Raw genomic sequence first — 22,791 nt, forward strand, 5'->3', positions numbered from 1 at the left:
AATAACTACAGATCACAGCATAATCAAACCCAGTCGCACACCCACAGCAACAGCCTCGGTGCGGCTGGAGACACTGAGCTTTTGAAAAATGGATGAGAGATGAAATTTGACGGTATGCTCAGAAATATGCAAGCGTTTAGCGATCGCTTTATTTCCCAACCCTGACCCAAGCATTCCTAAAACCTCTATCTCTCGTGGTGTCAAGGTTTGTACAGGATTCGTTACTACTTTTTCTCGGATAGATAGTAATTCTACAGCATCCGGGTGCAGTATTACTAAACCAAAAGCGATCGCCTCCACAGCAGCGACAATTTCTGACTCTGTGCTACTAGTGGGCAATATCCCCCGGATACCAGAACGTAACGCCGTCTCTAAATCAATGCTGTCGAGTTCCTCAACAATAACGATCATTGCTAATGGGTATTGCTTTTCTTGAATGAGCAGCAATTTTTCCCACACCGATTGTTGAAGATTGCTGCTCAAATCTACCAGCACTACATCTGGTTGTAATTGCCCAACTTCCCTTGCCAATACATCCAAATCGGATGTACTCCCCACAACCGTCAGCCGAGGATTGGTAGTTACCACAACTGATAACCCTGCCCGGACTACAGGGGAAGTCGCAACTACCATCACTCGGATCATGTCGCCTCCACAGCAGTTTTCCCAGCTTGCACGGCAACATAAATCACTAATTGCTGCCCACCTCGTAGGAGTTGTAGCGGCACAGATCCTTTACTGTCATGGAGATATTTGGTTAAGTCATTCATGCTAGTGAATAATCGCCCCGAAACTCCAATTAAAACATCGCCGATTTGTACACCAGCAGTTTCCGCCGCACTGTCAGGTAGAATTGACAACACCAATAAACCCAAGCTACGCCGATTTAAAAGCACAGGTTGGAGTGTGACTCCCAGTTGCGGACGACTATTTACTTGTAAAAAACGCTCAACTGTGTGGCTGGGAACTGCCACAGCTAAACCATTAACAATCATGGTGTTAATTCCCACGACTCGGCCGAGACAGTCGGCAAGCGGCCCCCCAGAATTTCCCGGATACAGCCGCAAATCGGCCATAACAGCCCGCGGATTATTTGCATAGATAATCCCAGTTGTCACAGCACCACTCTCAGCAAACGGATTACCCACCGCTAAGACTAATTCACCAACTCGTAGCGCCTCAGAATTGCCAATGGTTGCAGCAGTTAAATCAGTGGCGACAATTTTCAGGGCTGCTAAATCTTGCTGTGGATCAAATTGTGTCCGCACCGCATCAAATACCCTTCCGTCTGCCAATTCCACAGTTGCGCGGTTGCTGGTTGCCACATGAGCATTAGTGATAATTAGTCCGTCAGGTTGCCAAATTACACCAGAACCGACTCCCAGAGAGCCGCTTTTTACTTTGACAGTGCGTAGGCGTAGTTTAGCAGCTACCTCTGTCAATTCAGCAGCGATGTTAGGTAATGTTGTGTTTGCCATAATCTCAAAGTTCCGAATTACGAATTACGAATTACAAAGGTCTTTCGCCAAGTGCGATGGCTAACTCAACTAACACCCCACCCCGCACAACTTGGACGTTGACAGTTTTACCAATGCGATCGCTACTATTGAGCAGTGCCAGTACATCACCTGTATCGCCCACAGTTACGCCATCGAACGTTACTAAAACATCGCCAAGCAGCACACCTGCATTATCAGCGGGCCCGGAAGGTTCAACATTAACGACAATTACCCCAGTTGCAGAAGTTAAATTGAGAGCAGTTTTCAGGTTCTTTGGTAAGCGTACAGGTTGCATTCCCACACCCAAGTAGCCTTTGGAAATGCGTCCTTTTGCTACTAATTGGTCAACCACGCGATCAACTGTAGTAGTGGGAATAGTCAAAGCAGTACCACGTCGCCCTGATGTATTCATACCTACCACAAAACCAGCAGCATCTACGAGCGGGCCACCTGCAAAGCCAGAGTAAAGGGTGATGTCTGGGCGGATGAATTGGTCAATATTTCCGCCACTCATACTCCGCCAAGCACCGCTAACCACACTCACTGCACCCATCGCCGCCCTTAAGTCACCTTCGCTACCTCTTGCCAGTCCTAGTACCAGATGACCAACTTTGAGCGTTTTGACATCGCCAATTTTTGCCACAGGTATTTCGACATTTTCTAGTTTAAAAACAGCGATATCAGTGCTAGAGTCATGACCGACGAGTGTTACTGGTGCAGTGCTACCATTTGATAAGGTGATGCTGATATCATCATAGCGCTGAAGAGACTCATCAGAAGTAACAATGATCCCATTACGCCAGTGAATGCCACTTGAGGAACGACGTGTACCCCCATTCACCGCAACCACAGTACTCCCAACTTGTTCTACGGTGTCAGCTAAACTGTTGGACAAAGCCAGTAATGAAGACATAAGATTTATCTACAAACGTTCTTAGATATTCATATCGTGACGTTTTGTATGCACAGATAGCATCGGAAAAATGGGGAGAATTCACCCTAGAAAAATGGCTAGGATTTATATTAGGACTTACGCACAAGCAACGGAAAATCGAACCACAGAGTCCGCAGAGAAGCCAGTGCGTTGGGCGGGTTCCCCGACTTGTACTCCTACGGAGAAGCAAGCTACGTGCAGCGTCTCCTTTAGGAGAAGCAACTGGCGCGACACGGAGGAATAAGAGTTTGAGAGATTTTTTGCGTAAGTCATATATATAAGCTTTTTGGCGTTCGTTTCAGTAGAACTCTTGCATAAATATTTTGTGGTATAATATTTATGCAAGAGTTCTTATAAATTTACGCTTTGCTGCACCGCTTAATTGCTCAGCAGTTTCCTTCAACAATTTTTTCAGTGAATCCGTTAGTTGTATCGACACCTCTTTCTACCTATCAATTCAATCATTATTGAATTTACTACAAAAGGGGTAGGGAGAGGCTGCCGTCGGCAGCCTCTCCCTACCCTCCATAATGATTATCATTTTTATTTACTGTATATTTTATTCTCTGGAAGTCCCTTACAATTAGCGATCGCCTATTTTTTTCTGATTTCCCCTAATACATTTATTGTCTCATTTGTCAATGCGTAAGTTCTGCAATATTACATAAGGTTTCAGACGCTGAAACCCTTGACTTCTCGTTAAGAGGTTACTTAGCAATTTCAAAAATGAGCTAGTACAATCCTCAATAAAACCCTTATGCAATAAGACTTTTAAGCTTAACCCGGTTTTCTGTTCCAATGATACTTGTACCCAATTTTCAACACTTTTGGCACCTTCCTTCCAATAGCTCTAAATTTCCCTTGAGTGCAGTTCCAATAAAATCAATGAATGTTCGAATGCGAGTCACATTTCGGATATCAGCGTGGGTTAGAATCCACAAATTTTTCGCTAACTTAGGAATGGGAGGATGAACCGCTTGCAAGTCAGGATCGCGATCTGCCATGAAGCAATACAATAACGCGATTCCTAAATGCTCTTTGACCGCCGCTAGGATTCCTATTAGCGTGTTAACTCGATATTGGTAGCGAATGCCCGGAAAGGCTTTTTGTAACCATTGCTCCCACTCTGGTTGTACCACGCTCTCATCTAGTCCAATCCAAGTGTAACGTGATAAATCCTCAATCTTTGGGTGAAATGCCAGATAAGTTTTTGAGCCATAAATAGCAGAGGCGACACTAGCAACCCGCCGTCCTACCAATGTTTCAGGGGGATGATTAGTTGCCCGGATGGCAATATCTGCATCCCGTTTCGTCAGATTAAAAATTTGGTTTGAAACAATGGTTTCCAGTTCAATCTCTGGATAAGCAGTCTGGAATGCAATGAAGTGAGGAGTTAACAACTTAAGCAGCAGGGAATCTGTTGTGGTGACTCGAATCGTGCCACGAAGCTGTAAATCCTGTCCACTGATACGGCGATCAAGTGCTTGGATGTTTTCCTCCATCTGTCCAGCCGTTCGATAGACTTCCTCTCCTGCAGGCGTGGTGAGGTAACCGCCAGGAAAACGTTCAAATAAACGAGTTCCCAATTGCTTTTCCAAGGAATTCAGCCGTCGCAACACCGTTGATTCGTGTACGCCCAGCGTGGGAGCCGCTGCTGTAATGTTGCCTGCACGAGCGATCGCTAACACATACCGTAAGTCGTCCCAATCCAACATTGCTACCTTTACTTGCATTTTTGCAAATTAATAAGTCAATTTTGCTATTAACATCAGTAAGATTGCAAGCAATAATTGAAAGTATCCAAGCAAGATGCTTAACGAGGTCGATATGTTCAAAGCAATAAAATGGCCGGAGGAAATGGCCCCCAGCCGCTCCCCGATCCATTTCACGAACGAGCTTGAGGTGGTAGCCTCTCCTGAAAGGATCTGGTCCCTGCTCGTGAATCCCACAGTCTGGCCCAGCTTCTACCCAGGCGTCAAACTCGTTCAACTGCATGACGGACATGAGTCGCTGCGCCTTGGCACGCGGTTCAAAACCAATCTGGCCGGTCAAGATGTATTTGCGTCCGTGCAGGAGTTCAAACCTATGACGCACATCGTCTGGGGCGGCTACCCGAAGGTTTCTGAGGAATCCAAGGCTTATCACGCTTGGATCATCACACCCACGCCGAATAGCTGCCACCTCTGGACCGAAGAGACAATGCAGGGCCCGCACTGGATCGAACTGGCTAAAAAAGCTCCCGATGCTTTTTGGCGTACACACGAGAAACTCCTTCATGATCTCGCCAAAGTCGCCACCGAACGCGGTGGCTCTCGCACATAACAAACAACCGGTCGGTCAACGCCCGAACCAGTGACCGCCTTTCATGCCATCACGGCAATCGACTCTGCAATACCAAACTCAACACCAACATGGAGGATTACATGAGCTACGCAATCATAGGTGCCGGCAAAGTCGGCCAGGCGCTCGCCAGAGCGTTCGCCCGCAAGGAAATCGAAGTGGCATTAGCAAGCAGGCAGCCGCCCGAAGCGCTCGCGTCGGTCGCAAAGGCGATCGGACCAACGATCATCCCCAAGTCGTTGCAGGACGCGGTTAAAGCCGAAATCGTCCTTTTGGCTGTTCCCTTCGGGACGCATGAAGACGTTGCGAAGGCCGCTGAGAGTTGGCAGGGCAAGATCGTGATCGACATCACAAACGCGTACGGTGTCCCTCCGGAAGAACTGGGCAACCTTCCTTCCTCCGTTGTGATATCCCAGGCTTTACCCGGCGCAAGACTGGTGAAGGCCTTCAACCATTTACCTGCGGAGAGCTTGGCCGAAGATCCGAACGTCAAGGGCGGGCGGCGCGTTCTGTTCCTATCGAGTGACGACGAAAGTGCTGCTGCCCGAGTGGCGGCCTTGATTGAACAACTCGGCTTCGCGCCAATCGGGCTGGGAAGGCTTGCAGAGGGAGGTTTACTCGTCCAGGCGCGGGGAAACACCTGGGCTCCGCTGATTTTTCAGGATCTTTTCAAGAAAGGGGAATAAGAAATGTATAACCACGTGAATTGGCCTCACCAATACGACCCGAGGCGTTCGGCCATCTACGCGCTTAACGACGTTGACGTGAAGGCGCCGCCCGAGGTGGTCTGGAAACTCCTGATCGACGCCCATAATTGGTCGAAGTTTTACCCTCACGCGAAGGACGTCAAGATCGTAACCAGAGAACCTGTGTTGGCGTTGGGTGCGAGATACACCTGGAAGACAGCCGACATTCCTCTGGTGAACACCGTGCAGGAGTTTATTCCCGGCGAGAGGCTTGCATCGGATTCGTTTCTCGCGGAGGGCCATGAGGACTCGAGCGCCTATCACGGCTGGGTCATCACTCCGATGGACAGCGGCTGTCATCTGCTTACCGAGGAGACGCAGCAGGGTCCTTTCTTTGTGGAGGAACTCGGTCGCAAACACCCCGGTACGCTGTACCAGTTCCATCAGGACTGGGTGGAAACCCTTGCCTTCGCGACCTCCGTCTCGGCCGCGAAGGCAAGGGCCTGATCTCCCAGTTTGCTACCGGGAATCGGTCTTCAACGCACCGATTGTCCGGCTCACGGCCAACGTCGGGACGTATCATGCCATGCCCGCCGATCCAGTCCCCAAGTCCCAACTATCCGAAGGAGATAAGACATGGCAAAGAGTGACATCGAGAAAGCATTGACTGTGCTTCAGGGCATCGGTTCCGGGAACCTAGACCTTGCAACTAAGTACATCAACCCGAAGAAATATATGGAACACAATCCGCGCTCTGCCGATGGTATTGACGGGTTGAAAGAGTACATCAATCAATTTTCAGAGGAAGAAAATCATTTGAAGGTGGTGCGAGCCTTCCAAGACGGGTACTACGTCTTCACTCAGGAAGACGGACTCATTCTCGGTCAGAACACCTTCTTCGACGTCTTCAGATTTGAGGACGGTCTGATCGTCGAGCACTGGGTGTTTTCGACGAAAGCAGCTCCTCCCAATGAGAGTGGACACACGCAGACCGACGGGCCGACCGAGGCAAACCCCTCGGAGAACACAGAGAAGAACAAGTCAATGATGCAGGAGTACTACGAGACGGTTCACATCTCAGGAAACCACAGTAAGATCCTGCAATACTTTTCCGGAGATTATTGCGTCCGCCACGAGCCTGGCGTCCGCGATGGAGTCGCGGCGTTTCTCCATGACGTTGTAATACTCATGCAACACAGAAGCATAGACGAGATAAAGTTCCTGCTGGGAGAGAGAGACTTTGTTTTCATAGCTGCTGTGGGAACGGTTGAGGACGAGCCTTGCGTCTATATCGACCTATACCGAGTTGAAAACGAGAAGATCGTTGAGCACTGGGGATTCCCCGAAAAGGTTCCGCCTCAAGAAGAATGGAAAAACAACAACGGCATGCTCTAGGTTGAACTTGGCAGCCTGTTTTCAGAGCGATAAATGTGCATGATCCTTCGGAAGTTCAATCGAGATAGCAACTAATCATATGGGAGAGATCAAAAGAATGATGGACAGATTTGAAGGTAAAGTTGTCATCGTCACGGGGGCCGGTACTGGCATCGGTGCTGGCACCGCGCGCCGCTTTCTGCAGGAAGGCGCAGTTGTCGTGCTCAATGGACGGCGTGAAGCCAAGTTGCGCGAAACCATCGCTGGCTTTGATGCAGCAAAGTCACTTGTTCACCCCGGAGATGTGTCGGATGAGACGTACGTCAAGCGCCTAGTAGAAGACACGGTCACCAAGTTTGGGAGGCTGGATGTGTTGGTCAACAACGCGGGGTTCGCAACATTCGGTCCTTTCGCGCAGATTACTACGCAGGACTGGCGGAAGATGATGGCTACTGATCTCGACGGTGTTTACTTCGGTGCCCGCGAAGCACTGCCTCAGCTTTTGAAGACGAAGGGTTCCATCGTCAACCTCTCCTCCGCGTCTGGTCTGGGCGGAGATTGGGGAATGAGCGCTTACAACGCGGCGAAGGGTGCCGTCACGAACTTCACGCGCGCTTTGGCGCTTGAATACGGCTCGCGTGGCGTGCGCATCAACGCCGTGGCACCTAGCATCACCTCTACGGAGGCCACTGTCGATTTCGAGAAAAGTGAAGCAGTGATCGCAGCTTTTCGTGACCGCCTCCCGATCGGAAGGAGCGCCAAACCAGAAGAAGTTGCGGGTGTGATTGCATTTCTCGCAAGTGAGGACGCCCGCTTTATCAATGGAGTGATTCTGCCGGTTGACGGTGGTCTCCACGCATCCAACGGGCAACCGAACTTCCTCTCACTCCTCGGACAAGCCTGAGTCCAGCTAGTACTCTGTTAACTTTGAATTGATGGATAGAGTCGCTTCAGTTTTATCCGTGCGTCTGCGGTGGTAAACCGCCAATCAACACGGTTGCCCAAATTGTTTCTTTGTTCTTCCCAAACAGCAATCTCTTGTTTTAATGTTTGTTGATCAGGAATCCGTCGGTCGAGACATTGACGAGTTAAAACACTCAATTCAATCTCTGCTATATTTAGCCAACTGCCACGTTTAGGAGTGTAGTGAAATTCCGGCGTTGCTGAATCAATGTATGAATCATGCGATCGCCTTAAGCTTGCGGGCGCTATGCGCCCGCAGTGCATCGGAACCATACTTAAGATAATGTATGACTAATCGAATTGAACTTCTAAGCATTTTCTTGGAGTTTAAGTATAGCAACCGCCGTGGTGGTTAGGACGCTAGAGATAAGATATGCTCCATCGCATCCCGTAGACACTCACATTGGTCAAGTTGCTTGCGAATGCGACTTTTGAGCCAAGACCAGCATTGCTCAATCTTGTTGAGATCCGGTGAATAAGGGGGTAAGTACAGCAGTTTATACCAAGTTGCAATAGATAGTATTATTTAATGGAAGTAAAATCGGTGTACAGTGATGCCTCGTACTCGGATTAAGATCATTCCTCACCTGGATTATGCAGAATTAACCCAACGCTACCGTCGTTGTAGAGACGTAAAAGAACGCACCCGATGGTTGGTGATTCGTCTGTTGAGCCGACCAGGAAAAGTAATGAAAGTAGAGCAAGTAGCTGCCATTACAGGTTTTAGTGCTGATTGGGTACGAAAAATTGCTCGCTGTTACAATGCTCTAGGTTTAGAAGGGATTGTAGACGGACATAAAAACAACCCTGGAGGTAAAGAAAAAGCCTTAACTCCAGAACAGCAAAAGCAACTTTTTGAACGATTACAATCACCTCCAGATGACGGTGGGTTATGGAGTGGACCAAAAGTAGGGGAATTGATTAAACAACAGTTTGGTATCCGCATACATCGGACAACGGCGTGGAGACAACTAAGACGACTGGGTTTGACCTTACAATTACCAAGACCATTGCATGAAAAAAGTGCAACCCAAGAAGAAAGGGCATTTTTTAAAGCGCAACTGAAGTTTTTTGTCCGATTAATGCGTTGGTTATGCCCTCATAAACATGTAGAAGTCTGGGCACAGGACGAGGCTCGTTTAGGACTCAAGCCAGTTGTTCGTCGAACCTGGGCATTGAAAGGTCAACGTCCAACTGCTAATCATTATCCACCCTACAAATGGCTCTACACTTATGGTTTTGTTCATCCCCAAACAGGTAATAGTTGTTTGTTTATTTTGCCCAGGGTAAATACAACTGTGATGCAAATAGCCTTGGATGCTTTTGCTACTCAAGTTAATTCCCGTAAAGACAAGTTAATTATTTTGCTTGTAGACCAAGCTGGTTGGCATACCACTCGTCACTTGAGTGTCCCACAAGACATCATCATGTACCCCATTCCTCCATATACTCCTCAACTTAATCCTAGCGAGTGTATGTGGCCGTTACTTAGAGAACGATTGGCAAACAAGGTGTTTGATAACCTTGATGCTCTAGAGACTGCCTTGATTGATCGTTGTCAGTGGCTGATGAATAACCCCCTAACTGTTAAGGGAGAAGTCGGATTTTCTTGGCTCTGTTCAATATAACGGAATGTAACAATACTATCTTTGGCAACTTGGTATTAAAGAAGTTCATTGACGAATTAAAGAAGTTCGTTATTATATTTAATCGACACGCCAAGAATCATTGGGACACAACCTCAGCATTTGGATACAGCACTTCCCGCTATTGTGAGGTACATGTTTAGTGCTGAGAGTTCTAAAAGGAGGGAATGTGGAGGGGAGGGAGATACTGTACTTCATAGCAGCAGGAACTGCTGTAAAGTCGAGCTTGGTACATTACCTTGCAGAAAATCAGCGTAAGTTGAAGCCGCGACAACCTTTAATTCACTAGCAAGTATTCGTACCCCTACGGAGAAGCAAGCTACGTGCAGCGTCTCATAAGAGAGCGTCACAGCCCGTCGTAGACATCGCTTCGAGACAACCCCTAAAAGCTTGTTTTAGACAGGCTTTTGTTTTAAGTTGACACCTATGCATATCTGTGCATCCCTACTACACGTTTGACTTGTAACGATTTTGGTAAATTTGCTTGCATTGGGATGCTCCCTATCCAAATTAGAGATTGTTAGCATACCTCATCCATATGAAAATCGCTAGAAATTCAGCAACGCCCATTCTAAGGTGGAATAGCAATGAAATGGAAGACGAACAAATGTACACCCAATCAACAGAAATCGACCTGCTCACTCCATCTAGAGAATTACCTCTATATGGCAAGAGAATTTTAGTAACAGCACCGAGAAATTATGCTTTTAGGCTATCTGAACAAATCATCAAACAAGGTGGTCTACCTGTTCTCATGCCTACTATCGAAACCTGCTATTTATCAAACTACACTAAATTAGATACTGCTCTGGAACGCATAGATGAATTTGATTGGATTGTCTTCACCAGTAGAAACGGGATCACTGCATTTTTTCAGCGGATGAATGATTTAAATATTCCCGTATCTGTGGTAAAAAGCTGATCCCGGCTCCAGAAATTGTTGGTTTACCTGAGCCTGATGTTGTACCCAATTTAATTACAGATTTGCAGAAATTGGGTATGAAAGTAACTCGCGTACCCACCTATATTACACAGGGTTTAGATAAAAATATCTACAGTATTGAATTAAACCTGATACGTCAAGCAATGATCAATGTAATCGCCTTTAGTAGCACGGCGGAAGTAGAAAGCTTTTTGACAATGGTCAACTCGCAAAGCGATTATGAACGTTGTATTATTGCATGTTTCGGCCCTTATACAACTGCCAATGCCCAAAAGTTGGGTATGAATGTCTCTATTGTGTCCAAAGATTATAGTTCATTTGAGGGATTTGCAGAAGCGATCGCAGAATTTTTTACTCTCAGTTCTAGTTCACGGTAAGCGCATCAGGATGTAGAGTAATCAACCACATTGCACTCTAGACTAGCTGCACATAAACCCGTAGTATCGGAAATGGAGTTTATCTTAACTAGGAATTTTTACATGGCAACTTACAAGGTCACATTACGTACCCCAAATGGAGAAAAAACAATTGAAGTTCCTGATGATGAGTATATCTTAGAGATCGCTAACGAGGAAAATGGGCTAGACTTGCCCTATTCCTGTAACGCTGGTTCTTGCTCTAGCTGCACCGGTAAGGTGATTTCAGGTACCGTTGACCAATCGGATCAGAACTTCTTAGACAACGATCAAATTGACGAGGGATGGGTTCTCACCTGCGTTGCCTATGCCACTTCTGACTGTGTTATCGAAACCAATCAAGAAGAAGCGCTTAACGCTTAACTAAAAAATGTGGATTTAATCAAGAGCAAGTTTTGTCGGGTGCGTTAGAACATTCACCCTAGCGCACTTCAAATCTGAGGTGGTGTCGTACTCTCGGCGATAACACACTCTACTGGATTTAAAATTTTGCACTTTTGTAATAAATCTGTATAGGCTGAGTAATTCACATTAAAAAGCGCTCTCCAAAAGGGGAGCGCTTATTATTTAGTTTCATAGATAGCTAGCAGATATCAAGCGTAAATTAGCCAGAGGATGCTAGATTAACTTTGACAACTTTATTCTTTTCTTCTTCGGCTTTGGGTAGTGTCAGGTTCAAGATGCCATCTTTATAATCTGCCGTGACGTTGGTATTTTGAATCCGAGCAGGTAAAGGAATTACACGTTGGAATTTACCATAGTGGAATTCGCTTTTGATCACACCTTTATCTTCAGATTTCGCTTCAGACTTCCGCTCACCACTGAGGTATACAGCATTTTCTGTAACTTGCAAATCCACGTCTTTAGCTTCAATTCCCGGAAGTTCTAGCTTCAGATGAATTGCATCTTCAGTTTCTTTTAACTCAGCAGAGGGAACTCTAGATAAACCTCTATCCAAAAATGCAGTTGGCAAAGTATCTTCATCAAATAAGCGATTGATTTGACGTTGTATTGCGTTAAATTCTTGCCAGGGGTTCCAACGTACTAATGTCATATTTCTACCTCGGATATTCAGTATCTTTGCTGTCCAACTAATTGAGGATTTGATACCTTTGTTTGTTCTCTCTCATAGTATTTAAAAATAAAAGTGGTGTAAATTCGGTTTTTGTCACCTGATTTAGGAAGATTACCGAACCAAAAATCTAGTTAATAACAAGTACGGTAATTTTCAATAAGTGTGTTCGGTAAACTCTACAAAAGCCGACTTGAAATAGAACAATTACAGCAGATTGCAACTTGGTGAGGTACACATGATTTCAAGGGCACAGCACTGTTGTGCCCCTACCTGTGTAATTCATTTACCTGAAAAACGCTGTATATTTAAAAGATTGGTACGAGCTTTACCCACACCCCTACTCCTAAAGCTTGCTATGCGTAACTGATATTACAAATATTTAGTATATTCACGCGACTAATGATCATAATTAGATCTGTTGTATTTTTTGAATTTCACAGAGATAATAAGGCATTCCTAACAAACTGCTAATAACAGATATGTCAACAAGTTGGTTTTACCTGATCGCAGCAATCATCTTTGAAGTTTCAGGCACAACTTGCATGAAGTTATCGCAAGGATTTACTAAAATAGTTCCTTCGGTATTAATATTTGTCTTTTATGGACTTTGTTTTACTTTTTTCACCTTTGCTCTCAAGAGACTTGAAGTGAGTGTGGCTTATTCTGTCTGGGCTGGATTGGGAACTATCCTAGTTGCTATCATTGGTCTTATCTGGTTTCGGGAATCTGCTACATTCATCAAGCTCATTTCCATGGCCTTAATAATCATCGGGGTAATTGGTATAAATGCAAGTTGATGGGGGATAGGAATTAGGCGGCTCATGTATCATCGGGTTTACCAAAACATCCCACTACAAAACCCACTTTTCACTAATTTGCATGTGATGTGGAAGTTAAGTAGTGGGATGTTTTTTAGCCACTTATACTTGGAGAGAAGTTTTGCAAAGCAGAAGGCTTTTACTCACTCTTTTGAATGCCCTTGGCTTAACGTGCATTCCCTTTTAGAAAGAGAGTCTGTCGATTTCTGCTCCCAATTGAGATCGCACAGCAGTCAGCATATTTGTATCCCGTGTCCAATTTCTCCAATCTTTACCAACGGTTCGGCTAATATTTAATGCCCAATCTCCACGACCAAGTTTTTTGAGAATCTCGATATATTCGTAATCCTCAACTCCATCCCGCAACCATTTGAGTCTCATAGATGGGACAACTCCTTGAATCCCTACCTGAACGCCGGGATAAACTAGCATTCCTTCTCCAGGAAAATACTCACCATTCTCTTGATAGGTTTGAACATCATGCCAGGGATCTTTTGTCCATAAATCAACCCGCCAATACAAGATTCCAGTTAATCCCAGACTCTGGTTAATGAAACCTGGCTGAATCCTAAAGTTTATTGGCTCAAAATCTATCTCCCATTTAGGAGAGTATTCCTCTTGTGGTAATGCATTGTAAGACCAAACTTTGTCTCCTTTTTTCAGCACTTTAGCTACTCTATCAGTAGCTTGCTCATACATATTAGGAAGGAGTACCCAAATGTCAACAGCAGAACGCCCAGTCCCAGAACCATCGTCATAAAGCTCAGGTGTGGGTATCATTGTCACAAGGTTAAGAACCCTCGATTCATGCAGATTTCTAGACCAGTGCTTTATCTGTTCAGAAAGGGCTGGACAATCATCGATTTCATCAGCCGTGTAGTTATATAAAAATAGATCCGACTGATAAAATGCAGCAGTTTTTTGGAATTGATCCTTTGAAGGCAGTGGACTCATCTTACATGTATTGGTATTCGCTCCGCTCCAATAACCGAGATCAGCAGAAGTAAGCCCTTGCTTAATCAAAGCTTGCTGATCTTCTGGGTTGACATCTTTAGGCATAAGTTTATGCTTGAGAAGTTCTGAGTTAGCAATATAGGTTTTGTTATCCCAGAATTGAAAAGAAGACTTTAGTGAGGGCTTCAAAGGTAACTCGAAATTCCAAACGTTTAAGACTACCGTGCCTTCAGTTTTGCCTTGATCGCTTGTGACAATAAAGTTACCCGTATATTCATCAGATTGAACGTTGCGAGGTACAAATACATCGACCCAAATAGGTTGGTTATATTCGGACTTTAAATCAAATGGAACTGCTTTTAACTCACTTGGAAGCGGAGGCTTTTCGGTTATTGGATCTACAAATGGTATAAGTCCATCAGGATACCATCCAATACCCAGAGGAGGGTTCAGATTACCTTTGGGATTTGGGCTAGAATGATTAACATAAACATAATGTTCTCGATAGAGAGTGATGTTATTTTTCCCAATTGTCTGACCTTGGGAACCCAATAAATCTGATACCGAAACTTTTAGGTTAGTCAATCCACCTGCCCTAGCTCCAATTACTAATTGGAACGATTCATATTCGCCTTTAGCTGCAAAAATATTAATTGATGGTCTGCTTACTATTTTTTCAGTCTGTCCTATCCTTTTCAAACTTGGAGCCATATATAAAACTGGCACTGTTGCCGAGTTAGCTGAAGGACTAAGGATTTGCCAAGTGTTTAAACCAACCAATACAACTAATATCAATATCAGCCATCGAATAAATTTAAGTTTTTTCAAGTAACCAATAATCTGCATATACTTAGGTGAAGAATCGTCATGTTGTATCATTTTATCAGTCAAGTAATACAGTGACAAGGGGAGCTAATATCATGTCCGCTTGATTGCTTATTAAACCCGAAAAACCCCACCCCCGCCAAAGCTACGCTTTGTCTCCCCTCCCCGCTAGCGGGGAGGGGTTGCGGGCATTCGTGAGAGATTAAGATAAAATAACTTTTATCAATTAGTAATTATGCTGAAAATTGCTATAATGATGAGGTATCAAATTAAGCTTATATTAAAAAATAAAGGCTTCAACTCTCTTCCTATATGAGGTTAAAAAGTTAGCTTCGATTTTTAGTTAGTGAGAGTGATGGAAGAACGATAATCCAGGCTGCATACCCGATCTACTTAGACTCACTAGCACTACTCCGACAAATGGCAGCGATCGCAGATTATGCAACTGCGTTTAACGCCGAATTTGATTCTGAGGTAATCCAGCAATTCGTCCCCAACCTCATTTTTCAGCCTTGGCTTTAACCAAGTTTATTAGCTCAAAATTTATTAAACCCAGCAGAACGACGATAAAGTAACCAGATAAATAGCGGTGAACCCAGCAAGGCAGTGACGGAACCGACTGGTAGTTCTACTGCTCCTAATCTAGAAAGTAAATCTGCAAAAGTCAGTAACCATGCACCTGCAAGGGCGGAAAGTGGTAAAACAAAGCGATGATCTGTACCAACGATGAGGCGGACACCGTGAGGGACAACAAGACCAACAAATCCAATCAAACCACTGATGCTGACTGCACCTGCGGCTAATAGAGTGGCTACACCACCAATTAATAGGCGCGATCGCATTAACGAAACCCCTAAACCCACAGCCAAATCATCTCCCAAAGCCAGCACATTTACCGATCGCGCCAGCAAGCATCCCCCGATCAATGCAACGATGATGTAAGGACCAGCCGTCGCAATTTCTTGCCAACCCCGTCCATTCAGGCTACCAACCAGCCAACTCAGTGCAATTTGAATTTGACCGTCTTCAGCCAAAAGCAGCAATGTAGTTTGGACAGCACCAAATAAAGAACTCACCGCCACTCCGCCTAAAATTAACCGCTCAACAGAAATTCCCGACCCCGAACGACCGATCAAAATCACAATCGCTGAAGTCAAAATTGCTCCCATCCATGCTGCTAAAGGAATTGCGATCGGGAATATTTGCCAGACAATCATCAGAATCACAATTAATCCTGCACCGGCTGAAATGCCCAGAATAAATGGATCAGCAAGACTATTACGTAACATTCCTTGCAGCAGTGCCCCCGACATTCCCAAGGCTGCCCCGACAATGAGAGCGGCTATAATACGCGGGAGACGCAAATCCCAGAGAATTGTCTGTTTAACCGGATCGCCTTTGCGGAGAATAGCTTGCCAAAATTCCGACATACTTAAGGGTACTGCTCCTTGAGAAAGCGACAGCGCTAGTGTTACCATCAGTGCTGCACTAAGGAGTAAAACAGTCCAAAGTACGCGGTGTTCAGTAAAAATTGCCTGAAATAGTCTAGTCAAATTCCGGTCTAGTATTTTCATTAACTATAATCCGTCCCAAACAAAGCTGCATTTACATATAGCTTCTCTTCGATGAGGGAGCAGGAGAGTAAAATTTGAGCCTCAGAAGGTGGACGTTGAGCCTCAGAAGCTCAATTTTCAAGTTTTAACTTCCTCTTTTCGCCCTGCCCCCCATTGGTATCAACTTAAGCTAGAAATAGCTTAACTGTTAGCTTCGTCACCCGCCTTGAACTTTAGTTCTCTGGCTTTTAGCTAAAGTCTACTGAAGTAGACTAAAGATTTTTGCGGATATTTAGTAATCTTTAGATTACTTTTGCTATAAGCAAGGAACTTCAGTTCCTTGCGGGACATAACTTTTACGTTAAGTTGACACCTATGCTTGCCCCTGCGCCCCTACGTTAACTCCAGCCCACCTTGATAACCAGTGACAATGCGGCCACCATCCTTGAGGATATGGACTTCTATCTGATCGCTAGCCCAAGTAATCTGGTCTTGAAAAGCCGGGTTTAAGACACGAACCCGTTGATTGCTAGAAGAAACTGGAGAGTTGGGAGAATTAATTGCCAGAGATTCTACAAAAGGCCCGTCAATCAGGATATCAAGTTGTTCTAACAATGCTTGGGAACCTGGCGGCGCGGATTGGGACTGTAGCTGCTTAAGAGTGAACCCAGTAAAAGACATTACATTTAACCCAGCAGCTTTTACCTTTTGAGCTAAAGACGCCAGTGCAGTTGCTTGCCAAAAGGGTTCTCCACCAGAGAACGTTACACCCATATTGCGGGGATTGCTGAGAATATTCTCGGCAAGGGTATCAACAGCAATCAATTGGTTAGCCTCAAATGACCAGGAGTTCGTATTAAAGCAGCCAGGACACTCACGAAGACAACCTTGTACCCAGACGACTGCACGACAACCAGGGCCATTAACTTCTGACTGATCAACGTAACCCATAATATTGAGATAGCCAGAGGTAATTTCTATGAGTGCTAGCGATGGGTCAGTTGGCTTAATTTCCATCTCTTTAACTCCTTTTAGCCGTTGCTTGTTAACCGTTAACTATAGCGAATCTCCAGTTATATAACCGTGAATAATGGTCATATAACTGGAAAAGCAGGAGGCAGGAGCAAAGCCGGAGACGTTTCCTGTTTTCTTGGGTCAGGAGTCAAATCAATACGGTTTGGTTAAGCCAAAAACCAGATAGACTGGGGGATATCACCCAAAGTTTACTATAAAAGCCTGTGCTGCCAATCAGGTTATAACGGTGTTGATGATAATGTTACTTACCACATTATTACTCTGAGAGTTATAAGCGATCGCACTGTTGTAGTTCACTGTGGTAGTGCCAGAGTTAGAGTTATAAATACTACCATCATTTATCTTGTAACCATAACCATCAGAAGTGAGTTCGATCCCGAAAGCGGGATTGAGCTTGATAGTGCTGTTGCCCACCATTAGGGTAGCATTATTGTAGATATCACTGCCAAGGGGTGCCTGATTGCTACTAATGGTACTATCACTCACAGTAACGATGCCTAATTTATTGGAGCTGCCGTTATTAACGGTAGATCCATAAATGTCGCCGCCATCGTTGCCATTATTGTAAATGCCACCACCAGCTTTCCCTGCCTGATTGCCACTAATGATGCTATTAATCACGTTAACGATGCCTAATTGATTGTAGTCGTCGTACTCGTTAGAGGTAGAGTTGTAAATGCCACCGCCGTAGTCGCTGGCATAGTTATCACTGATGATGCTGTTACTACTCACCAATAGGTTGCCATTATTGTAGATGCCGCCCCCAGTGGATGCATGATTCTTAGTGATAGTGCTATTGCTCACCTTAAAAGTGCCATATCCAAGAATATCAGGGGAATGGTAGCCGGGAATGATAAAGCCTTGGTTATACATACCGCCGCCTTCGATTGCCGTGTTGTCACTGATGGTGGTCTGACTCACAATTATGATCCCATAACCAGCAATACCGCCGCCGTATGACGCACTGTTGCCATTAATGGTGCTGTTATTCACGGTTATAGTGCCGGCAATTATATTAGGTCCGCCGTCTCTCTCCCCGCCATTATAGATACCGCCGCCGTATGATGCACTGTTGCCATTAATGGTGCTGTTATTTACGGTTATAGTGCCATCCCCCTCGTTAAGACTGCCGCCGTCATCATAGATACCGCCGCCATCATAGATACCGCCGCCGGATGACGCACTGTTGCCACTGATGGTGCTGTTACTTACTGATAGGGTGACAGCAGTGTAAATACCACCGCCGTCGCTGGCCTTGTTGCCACTGATGATGCTGTCACTCACGGTTATACTGCCTTCATAGATACCATAGATACCGCCGCCGTATGACGCAGTGTTGCCACTGATGGTACTCTTACTCACTGATAGGATGCCAGAACTGAAGATGCCACCGCCGCCGTAGTAGCTGGATTGGAAGCTGACGCTGTTCCCATTGATCAGGCTGTTAGTCACGGTTATAGTGCCAGAACCACCATAGATACCGCCGCCGTCGTATGACGCAGTGTTGCCGCTAATGGTGCTATTATTTACGGTAACAACGCCATAGTTGTAGATGCCACCACCTTCGCGGCCTGCGGAGTTATCACTGATGGTGCTGTTATTTACAGTGAAGGTGCCAGAGCTAGAGTTGTAAATGCCGCCTCCGTTCTCAGCCGAGTTGCCAGTGATGGTGCTATCACTTAAAGTAAAAACGCCTTCATTGGAAATAGCACCGCCTCCTCCAGCATTTTTGTAGCTATTAGTAATAGTCAGCCCGTTGATTGCAGCTGTTACAGCACTGCCAATGTCAAAAACGCGTGTTGCACTATCATCACTAATAGTTAGTAAGCTCGGACTTGTGCCTTTAATGGTAAGATTATCTGTGATACTTAGACTACTACCAGTCAGACTGATGGTATGAGCGATCGCATCAGTAAACAGTCCACCAAATTCGATGATGTCGCTTCCTGTAAGAGCATTGGCATCTAGAATTGCCTGCCGCAGTGAACCTGTACCATCGTTGTTGGTGTTAGTGACGGTAAATAGAGACATTCAGATTACTCCGATTTTTTTTCAGGTGTATAAATATTGCGCTCAAGGCTCGTTTTTTACTAATACGAGTCTTGAGCATTTTTTCTACTGCTCACTCAGTATTCAGAACTGAGTTTTGTCAGATAGCATGAACTACAACGCTGTTTACAACAGCGTTGTGTCAGGTGTATCAAAAATTACTGATTTTCATAGCCAAATCTTTAGTACAGACGGCGCAAATCCAGCTACCATGTCAATTAACAAGACTTGGGACTTAACACCCTTGTCAAAAGCAGGCCAACTTCCGCCAGAATGTACTAGGGAACTGCATTTTCAAATCTTTTAAAGTTTGAAAATATACTTAAACTTCAAGACTCTTCTAACACAGATATGACGTGATAATTTTAAATTTATTCAGAGTTTATTTTACTTTATATTTGCTTGTATCGGAATCCAGTTTTATCTGAAAAAACTAAGTAATAATATGGAGAGATACATTTTGTCTAATATCGAAATAATGTTTAACTGATGACTAATGACTAATCCAATACGCTTGGGTTAGCGCCAAAACCTTAAACTGCGTAGGTTGGGGAGCCACTGCGCTCTTGCGGTTTCCCGACTTGTCCCTGCGCGTCTGTCCGCAGGAGTTGCAAGTGGCGTTTGAGGAACAAAACCCAAAGTTTCCAGGACTTTGTTGGGTTGCGCTTTGCTTAACCCAAGCGTATTGATGACTAATCCCTCAAAAACTTTAGGGGGTTTGGAAAAGTCCGCTTTAACTTACTAGACTGAAGTTAGTTGCTCAACCAGTATTGACTGTCCCATAAATAGAATAGATGACTCAACAAACTTCTAGAATTTGTATCCTTGGCGGAGGCTTTGGTGGTCTCCACACAGCCCTGCGCTTAAGCCAGTTACCTTGGGAATCTACGCAAAAACCCGAAATTGTTCTGGTAGATCAAAGCGATCGCTTCCTATTCTCTCCTTTACTTTACGAATTACTCACTGGCGAACTGCAAACCTGGGAAATTGCCCCACCCTTTGAAGAAATTTTACAAGGCACAGGGGTGCGTTTTTATCAAGGAGTTGTGTCTGGAATTGACATCGACCAGCAACGGGTAAATATACAGTCAGGGCCAGAAATCCCTTACGACCGATTAGTGCTGGCACTAGGAGGTGAGACACCACTAGATTTAGTACCTGGTGCAACATCTTACGCCTACACATTCCGCACAATCTCTGATGCTTATCGTTTGGAAGAACGCCTGCGGTTTTTAGAAGAATCGGATGCTGATAAAATTCGGGTGGCGATCGTTGGGGCTGGCTACAGTGGTGTAGAGTTAGCCTGTAAGTTAGCCGACAGACTAGGGGAAAGAGGACGCTTTCGGATCATTGAAATTGCTGACCAAATTTTGCGAACTTCCCCAGAGTTTAACCGGGAAGCAGCAAAGAAAGCAATAGAAGCCCGTGGTGTGTTTCTGGATTTAGAAACCAAAGTCGAATTAATAGAACAAAATAGCATCTCCCTAGAATACAAAAGCCAGGTAGACACGATTCCCGTAGATTTGGTAATTTGGACTGTGGGAACTAGAGTTGCGCCCGTAGTGAAATCTCTTCCCCTGAAACAAAATCAGCGTGGTCAAATCAGCACTACATCTAATTTGCAAGTTTTTGATCATCCAGAAATCTTTGCCTTGGGAGATTTAGCAGACTGTCATGATGCTGAAGGACAGCAAGTTCCCGCCACCGCCCAAGCGGCTTTTCAACAAGCTGATTATACTGCTTGGAATATCTGGGCAACTCTGACTAATCGCCCCCTCCTTCCCTTCCGCTACCAACAGTTAGGAGAAATGATGGCACTAGGAATAGACAACGCCACTCTCACTGGTTTGGGAATTAAACTAGATGGGCGCTTGGCATACGTCGCCCGGCGTATTGCCTATTTATATAGATTGCCAACTTTAGACCATCAACTCAAAGTTGGTTTTAATTGGCTAGTCCGTCCGCTCATAGAAACACTTTCTCAGTAACTTAAGGTTGGGCATTGGGCATTGGGCATTGATGCCCCATTCCCTATTCAATTTTGAGTTAGTCGAGTACAAAAGTTTTTAATTAAGCCAAAATCTAAAATTCAAGATTTAAAATCTTCAGGCTTTGATGGAACAACCAAAAGTTATTTTTTTAGATGCTGTGGGTACACTCTTTGATGTCAAAGGTGGTGTGGGTGAAGTTTATAGTCAGATAGCTGAGGAATTTGGCGTTACAGTTGCAGCCGAAACATTAAATAGAACGTTCATTCAAAGCTTTAAAGCAGCGCCGCCGCCAATATTCCCAGATGCAGAAGTGCAAGATATTCCGCAACGCGAGTTTGATTGGTGGCGGATAATTGCCCTGAACACTTTTGAAGGTGCAGGTGTTCTCAAAGAATTTTCTGACTTTTCGGCTTTTTTTAGCGAACTTTACATCCACTTTGGCACTGGCGAACCGTGGTTTGTTTATCCCGATGTCTTACCAGCTTTAATTAACTGGCGGCGGTTGGGAGTTAGCTTGGGGGTGCTGTCTAATTTCGATTCTCGGATTTACTCAGTATTGCAAAGTTTGGGATTGAGAGAGTTTTTCACCTCCGTCACCATTTCTACTCAGGTACGTGCAGCTAAACCTGATCCTCAAATTTTTGCCATTGCCTTAGACAAACATAAATGTTCCCCAGAGGCAGCATGGCATATTGGCGATAGCATCATAGAAGATTACCACGGAGCTAAAGCATCTGGACTCAGAGGTGTTTGGATCAACAGGGGAAAATGAGGCAGATAGGTAAGGTCAATCAATTTTGGATTTTAGATTTTAGATTTTAGATTGACTCATAGCAATCAAGTCACGATCTCTCTTATTTACACCAGAATTCAAGTATTTGAACCACATCTGTCGTAGGGGCACAGCAATGCTGTGCCCTTACTGCGTGGTTTATTTACCCCACATTCCGCAGGTATGTCAAAAATGTTCGTTAATTTTCAAACCCTTGTAGGGCAAGTCTTCCAGACTTGAATATCGTCATGTGATCGCGGCTGAAAGACTAAGTACCAGTCACCTACTCGGAGCTTATTGAGATTATTATCAATTAATTAGATAGCGATCGCTCTTGGTTAGATAAGTCTGTTATTGTTTGTGGTTCGATTCAATCAAACTTTCTCGTCTGCCTCACACATAGATATAGTGGCGGCTTCAAGAGATGATACTAGTGTTGTCTTTTTGTGGTAAAATCCTTACAGGATAATAACTTTAGCGTTATTAAAAAAATACCAAAATCTTTGTTTAAACCTGCGAAATGTGGGATTTACCTGAAAATAGCTGTAATTTTAGATTTTGGATTTTAGGTTATTTGCGATCGCATACCTGCCAACTAAGGGACTGACAAATAAAAAAATACTCAACTACTTCTTCTGGGGTGGGTGTCTCGCCCGCCCGTAGCCAAGGGCTGGATGTCCACCCCACAAGATTGGATAATTTAATTGTTGTCAGTCCCTAACTTGATAGCGATCGCCACAGAGTTACTCGAAAAGTTTGGTCAGGCTTCGGGAAATCTTTTCGTTTTACTGATTGTTACTCGCACACATAACAACATAGGAGGATATCACTTTGAAGGATTTTATGATGGTATTCTGACCATAGACTAGATTATTTGTCCTTGTACATCGAGGGTAGTAATGTCTGATTATTAGCTCA

The 22,791-nt window shown here is 44.7% G+C and carries 21 protein-coding genes and 3 pseudogenes; 13 read left to right on the top strand and 11 right to left on the bottom strand.

The window, feature by feature from the left end:
* Positions 1-12: 12 nt before the first annotated feature.
* From V7K36_RS24735 to V7K36_RS24750, 4 genes are all read right to left on the bottom strand, one after another.
* Entirely contained in the window at positions 13-645 is a 633-nt protein-coding gene (locus tag V7K36_RS24735) for a response regulator transcription factor (protein ID WP_335120208.1), read from the bottom strand.
* Positions 642-1,478: a S1C family serine protease gene (locus V7K36_RS24740; protein ID WP_335120210.1), complete on the bottom strand. Its 837-nt coding sequence runs from the start codon at positions 1,476-1,478 to the stop codon at positions 642-644. The genes V7K36_RS24735 and V7K36_RS24740 overlap by 4 nt, the downstream gene beginning before the upstream one ends.
* 31 nt (positions 1,479-1,509) lie before the next feature.
* Positions 1,510-2,412, bottom strand: coding sequence for a S1C family serine protease (locus V7K36_RS24745; RefSeq protein ID WP_335120212.1), 903 nt, complete (start codon positions 2,410-2,412; stop codon positions 1,510-1,512).
* A gap of 839 nt (positions 2,413-3,251) precedes the next feature.
* On the bottom strand, positions 3,252-4,166 hold the full coding sequence (locus tag V7K36_RS24750) for a LysR family transcriptional regulator (protein WP_335120214.1): 915 nt from the start codon (positions 4,164-4,166) through the stop codon (positions 3,252-3,254).
* Positions 4,167-4,242: 76 nt separating this feature from the next.
* Here V7K36_RS24750 and V7K36_RS24755 point away from each other — a divergent pair, with 76 nt between their 5' ends.
* The 5 genes from V7K36_RS24755 (at position 4,243) to V7K36_RS24775 (ending at position 7,737) form a co-directional block, all read left to right on the top strand.
* On the top strand, positions 4,243-4,755 hold the full coding sequence (locus tag V7K36_RS24755) for an SRPBCC domain-containing protein (protein ID WP_335120216.1): 513 nt from the start codon (positions 4,243-4,245) through the stop codon (positions 4,753-4,755).
* A gap of 101 nt (positions 4,756-4,856) precedes the next feature.
* Complete coding sequence (locus V7K36_RS24760) at positions 4,857-5,459, top strand: NADPH-dependent F420 reductase (RefSeq protein ID WP_335120218.1); 603 nt, start codon at positions 4,857-4,859, stop codon at positions 5,457-5,459.
* A gap of 3 nt (positions 5,460-5,462) precedes the next feature.
* Positions 5,463-5,966, top strand: a complete 504-nt coding sequence (locus V7K36_RS24765) for an SRPBCC family protein (RefSeq protein WP_335120220.1) — start codon at positions 5,463-5,465, stop codon at positions 5,964-5,966.
* 129 nt (positions 5,967-6,095) lie between these two features.
* Positions 6,096-6,854: a nuclear transport factor 2 family protein gene (locus V7K36_RS24770; RefSeq protein WP_335120222.1), complete on the top strand. Its 759-nt coding sequence runs from the start codon at positions 6,096-6,098 to the stop codon at positions 6,852-6,854.
* 97 nt (positions 6,855-6,951) lie between these two features.
* The gene (locus V7K36_RS24775; RefSeq protein WP_335120224.1) at positions 6,952-7,737 is read left to right on the top strand and encodes an SDR family NAD(P)-dependent oxidoreductase; all 786 of its coding nucleotides are present in this window, start codon (positions 6,952-6,954) and stop codon (positions 7,735-7,737) included.
* 17 nt (positions 7,738-7,754) lie between these two features.
* Here V7K36_RS24775 and V7K36_RS24780 read toward each other — a convergent pair.
* Both V7K36_RS24780 and V7K36_RS24785 read right to left on the bottom strand, forming a co-directional pair.
* Positions 7,755-7,988 (bottom strand): annotated as a pseudogene (locus V7K36_RS24780) (transposase); the annotation flags it as partial.
* A gap of 160 nt (positions 7,989-8,148) precedes the next feature.
* Positions 8,149-8,295: pseudogene (locus V7K36_RS24785) on the bottom strand (transposase); the annotation flags it as partial.
* 55 nt (positions 8,296-8,350) lie between these two features.
* On the opposite strand from V7K36_RS24785, the gene V7K36_RS24790 reads away from it, so the two are divergent.
* From V7K36_RS24790 to V7K36_RS24800, 3 genes and pseudogenes are all read left to right on the top strand, one after another.
* Entirely contained in the window at positions 8,351-9,424 is a 1,074-nt protein-coding gene (locus V7K36_RS24790) for an IS630 family transposase (RefSeq protein ID WP_335120226.1), read from the top strand.
* A gap of 625 nt (positions 9,425-10,049) precedes the next feature.
* Positions 10,050-10,762: pseudogene (locus tag V7K36_RS24795) on the top strand (uroporphyrinogen-III synthase).
* A gap of 102 nt (positions 10,763-10,864) precedes the next feature.
* A complete protein-coding gene (locus tag V7K36_RS24800) occupies positions 10,865-11,164 on the top strand; it encodes a ferredoxin (protein ID WP_335120228.1) in 300 nt (99 codons plus the stop codon).
* 241 nt (positions 11,165-11,405) lie between these two features.
* Here V7K36_RS24800 and V7K36_RS24805 read toward each other — a convergent pair whose 3' ends face one another.
* Positions 11,406-11,855, bottom strand: coding sequence for an Hsp20/alpha crystallin family protein (locus tag V7K36_RS24805; protein ID WP_335120230.1), 450 nt, complete (start codon positions 11,853-11,855; stop codon positions 11,406-11,408).
* A 500-nt stretch (positions 11,856-12,355) separates the two neighbouring features.
* Here V7K36_RS24805 and V7K36_RS24810 point away from each other — a divergent pair, with 500 nt between their 5' ends.
* A complete protein-coding gene (locus V7K36_RS24810) occupies positions 12,356-12,673 on the top strand; it encodes a DMT family transporter (RefSeq protein ID WP_334825911.1) in 318 nt (105 codons plus the stop codon).
* Between the two features lie 204 nt (positions 12,674-12,877).
* Here the strand turns inward: V7K36_RS24810 and V7K36_RS24815 are convergent, their stop codons facing one another.
* The 4 genes from V7K36_RS24815 to V7K36_RS24830 form a co-directional block, all read right to left on the bottom strand.
* On the bottom strand, positions 12,878-14,527 hold the full coding sequence (locus V7K36_RS24815; RefSeq protein ID WP_335120232.1) for a DUF4091 domain-containing protein: 1,650 nt from the start codon (positions 14,525-14,527) through the stop codon (positions 12,878-12,880).
* Positions 14,528-15,009: 482 nt separating this feature from the next.
* Positions 15,010-16,047: a FecCD family ABC transporter permease gene (locus V7K36_RS24820; protein ID WP_335120234.1), complete on the bottom strand. Its 1,038-nt coding sequence runs from the start codon at positions 16,045-16,047 to the stop codon at positions 15,010-15,012.
* Positions 16,048-16,419: 372 nt separating this feature from the next.
* Positions 16,420-17,043: a 4Fe-4S single cluster domain-containing protein gene (locus tag V7K36_RS24825; protein WP_335120236.1), complete on the bottom strand. Its 624-nt coding sequence runs from the start codon at positions 17,041-17,043 to the stop codon at positions 16,420-16,422.
* A 231-nt stretch (positions 17,044-17,274) separates the two neighbouring features.
* Positions 17,275-19,092: a beta strand repeat-containing protein gene (locus V7K36_RS24830; protein WP_335120238.1), complete on the bottom strand. Its 1,818-nt coding sequence runs from the start codon at positions 19,090-19,092 to the stop codon at positions 17,275-17,277.
* Between the two features lie 127 nt (positions 19,093-19,219).
* On the opposite strand from V7K36_RS24830, the gene V7K36_RS24835 reads away from it, so the two are divergent.
* The 4 genes from V7K36_RS24835 (at position 19,220) to V7K36_RS24850 (ending at position 22,742) form a co-directional block, all read left to right on the top strand.
* Positions 19,220-19,417 carry a hypothetical protein gene (locus V7K36_RS24835; protein ID WP_335120240.1) on the top strand — a complete coding sequence of 66 codons (198 nt, stop codon included), beginning with the start codon at positions 19,220-19,222 and terminating at the stop codon, positions 19,415-19,417.
* 487 nt (positions 19,418-19,904) lie between these two features.
* Positions 19,905-21,098, top strand: a complete 1,194-nt coding sequence (locus tag V7K36_RS24840) for an NAD(P)/FAD-dependent oxidoreductase (protein ID WP_335120242.1) — start codon at positions 19,905-19,907, stop codon at positions 21,096-21,098.
* A gap of 127 nt (positions 21,099-21,225) precedes the next feature.
* Positions 21,226-21,873: an HAD-IA family hydrolase gene (locus tag V7K36_RS24845; protein ID WP_335120244.1), complete on the top strand. Its 648-nt coding sequence runs from the start codon at positions 21,226-21,228 to the stop codon at positions 21,871-21,873.
* A gap of 707 nt (positions 21,874-22,580) precedes the next feature.
* Positions 22,581-22,742: a hypothetical protein gene (locus V7K36_RS24850; RefSeq protein ID WP_335120246.1), complete on the top strand. Its 162-nt coding sequence runs from the start codon at positions 22,581-22,583 to the stop codon at positions 22,740-22,742.
* Positions 22,743-22,791: the final 49 nt, after the last annotated feature.

Origin of the sequence: Nostoc sp., assembly GCF_036919555.1 — a bacterium.
Lineage (GTDB): Bacteria > Cyanobacteriota > Cyanobacteriia > Cyanobacteriales > Nostocaceae > Nostoc.

Excerpts from the sequence above, each read along its gene's own strand:
- V7K36_RS24800 (WP_335120228.1), top strand. The coding sequence starts at position 10,865 with ATGGCAACTTACAAGGTCACATTACGTACCCCAAATGGAGAAAAAACA.
- V7K36_RS24760 (WP_335120218.1), top strand. The coding sequence starts at position 4,857 with ATGAGCTACGCAATCATAGGTGCCGGCAAAGTCGGCCAGGCGCTCGCC.
- V7K36_RS24750 (WP_335120214.1), bottom strand. The coding sequence starts at position 4,166 with ATGCAAGTAAAGGTAGCAATGTTGGATTGGGACGACTTACGGTATGTG.
- V7K36_RS24815 (WP_335120232.1), bottom strand. The coding sequence starts at position 14,527 with ATGATACAACATGACGATTCTTCACCTAAGTATATGCAGATTATTGGT.
- V7K36_RS24755 (WP_335120216.1), top strand. The coding sequence starts at position 4,243 with ATGCTTAACGAGGTCGATATGTTCAAAGCAATAAAATGGCCGGAGGAA.
- V7K36_RS24735 (WP_335120208.1), bottom strand. The coding sequence starts at position 645 with ATGATCCGAGTGATGGTAGTTGCGACTTCCCCTGTAGTCCGGGCAGGG.
- V7K36_RS24765 (WP_335120220.1), top strand. The coding sequence starts at position 5,463 with ATGTATAACCACGTGAATTGGCCTCACCAATACGACCCGAGGCGTTCG.
- V7K36_RS24830 (WP_335120238.1), bottom strand. The coding sequence starts at position 19,092 with ATGTCTCTATTTACCGTCACTAACACCAACAACGATGGTACAGGTTCA.
- V7K36_RS24775 (WP_335120224.1), top strand. The coding sequence starts at position 6,952 with ATGATGGACAGATTTGAAGGTAAAGTTGTCATCGTCACGGGGGCCGGT.
- V7K36_RS24805 (WP_335120230.1), bottom strand. The coding sequence starts at position 11,855 with ATGACATTAGTACGTTGGAACCCCTGGCAAGAATTTAACGCAATACAA.
- V7K36_RS24790 (WP_335120226.1), top strand. The coding sequence starts at position 8,351 with ATGCCTCGTACTCGGATTAAGATCATTCCTCACCTGGATTATGCAGAA.
- V7K36_RS24825 (WP_335120236.1), bottom strand. The coding sequence starts at position 17,043 with ATGGAAATTAAGCCAACTGACCCATCGCTAGCACTCATAGAAATTACC.
- V7K36_RS24845 (WP_335120244.1), top strand. The coding sequence starts at position 21,226 with ATGGAACAACCAAAAGTTATTTTTTTAGATGCTGTGGGTACACTCTTT.
- V7K36_RS24840 (WP_335120242.1), top strand. The coding sequence starts at position 19,905 with ATGACTCAACAAACTTCTAGAATTTGTATCCTTGGCGGAGGCTTTGGT.
- V7K36_RS24770 (WP_335120222.1), top strand. The coding sequence starts at position 6,096 with ATGGCAAAGAGTGACATCGAGAAAGCATTGACTGTGCTTCAGGGCATC.
- V7K36_RS24835 (WP_335120240.1), top strand. The coding sequence starts at position 19,220 with ATGAACTACAACGCTGTTTACAACAGCGTTGTGTCAGGTGTATCAAAA.
- V7K36_RS24820 (WP_335120234.1), bottom strand. The coding sequence starts at position 16,047 with ATGAAAATACTAGACCGGAATTTGACTAGACTATTTCAGGCAATTTTT.
- V7K36_RS24740 (WP_335120210.1), bottom strand. The coding sequence starts at position 1,478 with ATGGCAAACACAACATTACCTAACATCGCTGCTGAATTGACAGAGGTA.
- V7K36_RS24745 (WP_335120212.1), bottom strand. The coding sequence starts at position 2,412 with ATGTCTTCATTACTGGCTTTGTCCAACAGTTTAGCTGACACCGTAGAA.
- V7K36_RS24810 (WP_334825911.1), top strand. The coding sequence starts at position 12,356 with ATGTCAACAAGTTGGTTTTACCTGATCGCAGCAATCATCTTTGAAGTT.